Raw genomic sequence first — 4,471 nt, 5'->3', positions numbered from 1 at the left:
GATACCGTTCCAGCGGCCCCGCGATACCGTTCCAGCGGCCCCGCGATACCGTTCCAGCGGCCCCGCTATCCACAGGCTGAACAGGCCGAAAAGCCAGCACTGGCGCGGGTTTGCGGGTTTCGGCAAAACCAAGCTAATCCGGTTTTAATCCTTTCTTAATCACCCAGCGGCTGCGCCGGGGCGGGCTGCGCCCTCCCCCGTACCGGCTCCCCCTCCCTCAAATCGACGCCCCCAGAGGGGGCAGACAACGGCCCCCAACCACTCCCCCCCGCCCCTCGCCAGCGAGGGGAGCGAGTCGCCCTCTGTCGTCAAGGGTGCAGGGGGACGGCCTTCGGCCTCAAACCCCCTACACCCATGACGGGAGCGTGGGTCACTGCGAGGGCATCAAGGGGCTTTCGCGGCATATCCTCAGTCGCTGCGCTCCCTGCGGTATTCCACGACCCCTTGACCCCCTCTCCGTTCCAAGACCGGGACAGCGGAGGGGCAGGGTCAAGGGCCAGCCCGGAAGCCGCAGCGCCCGCAGGGCGACCGGGTGAGGACTGGGGCGAAGCCGAACCCTTGACGCTGAACCGGAGCGGCAGACGTTCCAGTGGTGGGGTGCGGGGGTTTAGGCCGAAGGCCGTCCCCTGCACCCCTGCCACGTGGCGAACGCGGGGTGTGGGGCAGCGCCCCACGGTGTTCAGACGGCGGGCACCCAGTCCTTTACGGTGCGCTCGCTGGCGTTCTCTCTGACGGTGCGCAGGAAGGCGGCGAACTGGCGGCGTTGTTCGTCGTCGCGCAGCTTGTCGTACTCGGCCTGCAAGGCCGCAATCTGCTGGGCAATGGCGGCCATCTTGGGCGTGTCAGCAACGGCCATCAGCCGATGGTCAACCGGGAAGTCTTTAAGCCGTGCCTTCATGGCTGGCCCCTTGCGACTGTGACAGGTTGAACAAGGCCCGGTCATCGGCGCGGGTCAGGTACTTGTCGAGGCGATCAAGGAACTTGGCGCGGGTCTGTTCGTCGCGTTCCATCATGTCCAGCACCAAGGCACCAGCCAGAATCTTGCGGCGGGTGTCGTCGGAACGCTGACCCTTGAGCATGGTTTGCAGCTTGCGAGCCTCCACCATGTCACGCTGGGCCTTGAGCTGCTTTACCTGCTTTGCAGCCTCTTGCGCCCGTTTCTCTGCTGCTGCGATCTTGTCCTCGATTGATGCCATGTTGTTCTCCGCTGGTGGTTGCACGAATCGTCATTTTAGCGTAGAGGCGACGGGTGCGCGATGGGGCGCGAACGGCTAGAATAGCCGGGAGCGCAGACCCGAAGCGAACAGCGAAGGGCGCACTTAGAGTAATCCCCTGCGGGGATTACGTGCGGTCATGGGCTGCGCCCCTGACAACCCCAAAACCGGAGGCCCGCCGCCGTGGCGATCTACCACCTTTCAGCTAAACCGATCAGCCGTGCCCAAGGTCGCAGTGCGACCGGGGCAGCGGCTTATCGCGCTGGGGTGGAGATCACCGACGAGCGAACCGGCCTCGTGCACGACTACACCCGCAAGGGTGGAGTCCTGCACTCCGAACTCATCCTGCCGGGCGGTGGAACCGCCGACCGGGCCGAGTTCTGGAACGGCATCGAAGCGCACCACAAGCGCGGCGATGCTGTACTCGTCCGGGAGGTGGAAATCTCCCTGCCGACCGAGCTGACACCGGAGCAGCGGCAGGCGCTCGCCGTGGGCTACGCCCGCGAGCTGGCCGACCGCTACGGGGTGGCGGCTGACGTGGCGCTACACGCGCCGCGCACCGTCACCGACCGGGAGCTTGAAAAGAACCCCGACCAGTACCACGAGACAGACCCGGAAACCGGGCGGCGGCATAACGGCAACTGGCACGCGCACATCATGCTTTCGGCGTGTCACGTCCAGCCGGACGGCACGCTGGGCAAGAAGGCCGTGGAGCTGGACCCGATTCACTGCCAGCGGGCCAAGATCGAGAACATGGCCGACCGGGAGCGGGCGCGGTGGGGCGAGCTGGCGAACGCGGCGCTTGAGCGCCACGGCCACGAGGCCCGCATCGATCACCGGAGCCACGCCGAGCGAGGCATCGAGGCCGAGCCGTCGCAGCACCTTGGGCCACAGGCCCACGGCTACGAGCGGCGCACCGGCCAGCCGAGCGCCAAGCGCATCCAGCAAGAGCAGGAAGCCGCCGAGCGGCTGGCCCGCGCCAAGGCGCTGGGCGATCTGGAACGCCAAGGGAAGGCGCTCGACCGTTCCATCATCGACCTGTCAGGCGACATGCGGGGCGCGCTCCAAGAGCGCGACCAGTTGCAGGCCGAGCGCGACCGCCAGCCCGCGCCCGAGGTGAAGCAGGCCGCAGCCGCAGGCGTGGCCGACTTCCGGGCGATGTTCGAGGCGCAGAAGCTGGCCGAGCTGGGCAAGCAGCAGGCCCGCGAGGCGTTCGAGCGGCAGAAGGCCGAGCAGGAACGCCAGAAGCAAGCCGAACAGGCCCGGCAACAGGCGCAGGCCGACCGGCTCAAGGAGCTGGCCGACCAGAGGGAGCGCCAGCGCCAAGAGCGCGAGGCCAAGAAGCAGGAGCGGGACGGCCCCGGCTGGTCTCGATAGCATGTTGCGCTGTATGTGCATGTGCTGTACTATGTAGCTCAGGAGGTAGCACCCATGAGCGATGAAAAAACCACGATGACCATCCGGCTGGACAAGTCCCTGCGGGATGCCTACGACCGGGCGGCCAAGGCCAACGACCGCACCGGCTCCCAACTGCTGCGCGACTTCATGCGCGAGTACGTCAAGCGCCACGCGCAGGGCGACTTGCTGAAAGACGCCAAGGGGGTGAAGTGATGGACGCACAGCAGCAGCTATTCGGCCTCATGGCCGTGGCCGAGGAACACCAGAAGGCCGTCAAGGCCGCACTGGACGGGCTGACCGCAGAGCGGGCAGCACTCGCCAAGGAACGCGCCGCCGTGGCTCAGGCAGCGGCCAGCGTGGCCGGTGTGGCCGGCGAGGTGCGCAAGGCAGCAGCGGAGGCCGTTCCGGCCATCCAGAAGGCCGCAGGCGAGGCCGTAGGCGCTTCGGTGCGGCAATCCCTTGCCGGAGCCTCAGACGCGGCCGCAAAAGCGCTTGGCGAGGCTTCTAGGCCCATCGTCGGGCAGCTCTCGGGCGTGGTGAAGGCCGCAGGCGAGGCCGAGGGCAAGCTATCCGGCGCCGTTGCCGCCTTTGGCTGGCGTTGGGCCATGCTGGCCGGTGGTGCGGCAGCGGGCGGCATCGTGGCCGTGCTGCTGGCTGCCTGGCTGGCCGTCTGGTGGCAGCGCCACCAGGTCGAACAGTTGGCCGAGCAAAAAGCCGCGCTCCTGGGCGAAGTCGCCCAGTTGCAGGCGAACGCCGAGGACTGGGCCAAGCGGGGCGGTCGGGCCAAGCTGGAGAAGTGCGGCGATCAAGGCCGCCTGTGCGTCCGCATCGACAAGAGCAGCGGCTACGGCAAGGACGGCGACTACTTCGTGTTGCGGGGGTACTGACCATGAAAAAGCTCGATGACCTGCTGGCCCGAATCCCCGAGATGCAGGCTCGGGCGAAGCAACGCGCAGAGCGCGCCCCGTTGCCGGGTGCGCCTCTACCCAAGAACGTGGTGCAGCTCCCGCTATGGCCGGAGCCTGTCCGGGCGGTGCCGAACGGCTTTCTACGGTCGGCCCTGTTTGGCGCGATCGCCAAGGGGCGGCGGCGGTACATCAACGGCGAGGATCTCGCCGCCGTCGATGGCGTGACGATCCGCTACAAGGGCGAACGCCTCGACCAAGGCGACCTCGATGTGTGGGAAAGCGTGCTGCACGCCGTGCGCCTTCAGGAGCTGGGCAGCCAGTGCCGCGTCACGTCCTACGCCCTGCTCAAGCTCATGGGCAAGACCGACACCGGCAAGAACCGGACGACGCTACACAACCGCATCGAGCGGCTTGTAGCCAATGCCGTGACGGTCAAGCAGGGGCGCTACACCTACATCGGCGGCCTGATTCGCTTCGCGGCCAAGGACGAGGAAACGCAGGAGTGGGTCATCGAGCTGGACGAGAAGCTGCGCCCGCTGTTCGCAGGCGATCAGTTCACGCAGGTGGAATGGGGCGTGCGTCATGCACTGGACGGCCACCAGCTCGCGCAGTGGCTGCATGGCTTCTACGCCAGCCACGCCAAGCCGTTCCCGCTCAAGATCGAGACGCTGCACCGGCTCTGCGGTAGCGAGGCGGGCTTGATGAGCGACTTTGCCAAGAAGCTGCGCAAGGCGCTGGACGCCGTGGCCGAGGCCAGCGCGGCCCACGGCGAGGGGTTCAGCTACGACATTCGCGGCGACCTCGTGCACGTCGAGAAGAAGGCCCAAGGGGCGCAGCGGCGGCACTTGGCCAAGAAGGCCAGCAAGCCCCGGAAGCCCCGCGCTTGATACCGTTCCAGCGGCCCCGCGATACCGTTCCAGCGGCCCCGCGATACCGTTCCAGCGGCCCCGC

Annotated in this window: 6 protein-coding genes; 4 read left to right on the top strand and 2 right to left on the bottom strand. The window is 67.4% G+C overall.

The window, feature by feature from the left end:
* Positions 1–679: 679 nt before the first annotated feature.
* Together ACODR9_RS24190 and ACODR9_RS24185 are read right to left on the bottom strand one after the other, a co-directional pair.
* The gene (locus ACODR9_RS24190; protein ID WP_488813217.1) at positions 680–898 is read right to left on the bottom strand and encodes a hypothetical protein; all 219 of its coding nucleotides are present in this window, start codon (positions 896–898) and stop codon (positions 680–682) included.
* Complete coding sequence (locus ACODR9_RS24185) at positions 882–1,196, bottom strand: hypothetical protein (protein ID WP_488813216.1); 315 nt, start codon at positions 1,194–1,196, stop codon at positions 882–884. The genes ACODR9_RS24190 and ACODR9_RS24185 overlap by 17 nt, the downstream gene beginning before the upstream one ends.
* Before the next feature lie 201 nt (positions 1,197–1,397).
* Here ACODR9_RS24185 and ACODR9_RS24180 point away from each other — a divergent pair, with 201 nt between their 5' ends.
* From ACODR9_RS24180 to trfA, 4 genes are read left to right on the top strand one after another with little or no spacing between them, the layout of a single operon-like run.
* On the top strand, positions 1,398–2,591 hold the full coding sequence (locus ACODR9_RS24180) for a MobA/MobL family protein (RefSeq protein WP_488813214.1): 1,194 nt from the start codon (positions 1,398–1,400) through the stop codon (positions 2,589–2,591).
* Between the two features lie 54 nt (positions 2,592–2,645).
* Positions 2,646–2,825 (top strand): CopG family ribbon-helix-helix protein, encoded by a 180-nt coding sequence (locus tag ACODR9_RS24175; RefSeq protein WP_488813212.1) that lies wholly within the window; start codon positions 2,646–2,648, stop codon positions 2,823–2,825.
* A complete protein-coding gene (locus tag ACODR9_RS24170) occupies positions 2,825–3,499 on the top strand; it encodes a hypothetical protein (protein WP_303675576.1) in 675 nt (224 codons plus the stop codon). Before ACODR9_RS24175 ends, ACODR9_RS24170 begins: the two co-directional genes overlap by 1 nt.
* Before the next feature lie 2 nt (positions 3,500–3,501).
* A complete protein-coding gene (gene trfA, locus ACODR9_RS24165) occupies positions 3,502–4,407 on the top strand; it encodes a plasmid replication initiator TrfA (RefSeq protein WP_488813210.1) in 906 nt (301 codons plus the stop codon).
* Positions 4,408–4,471 lie beyond the last annotated feature (64 nt).

The sequence above is a fragment of the Aquitalea sp. FG25 genome (genome assembly GCF_057809375.1).
Note: the sequence above shows the minus strand (reverse complement) of the source record. Positions and strands in the feature narration are given on the sequence as shown.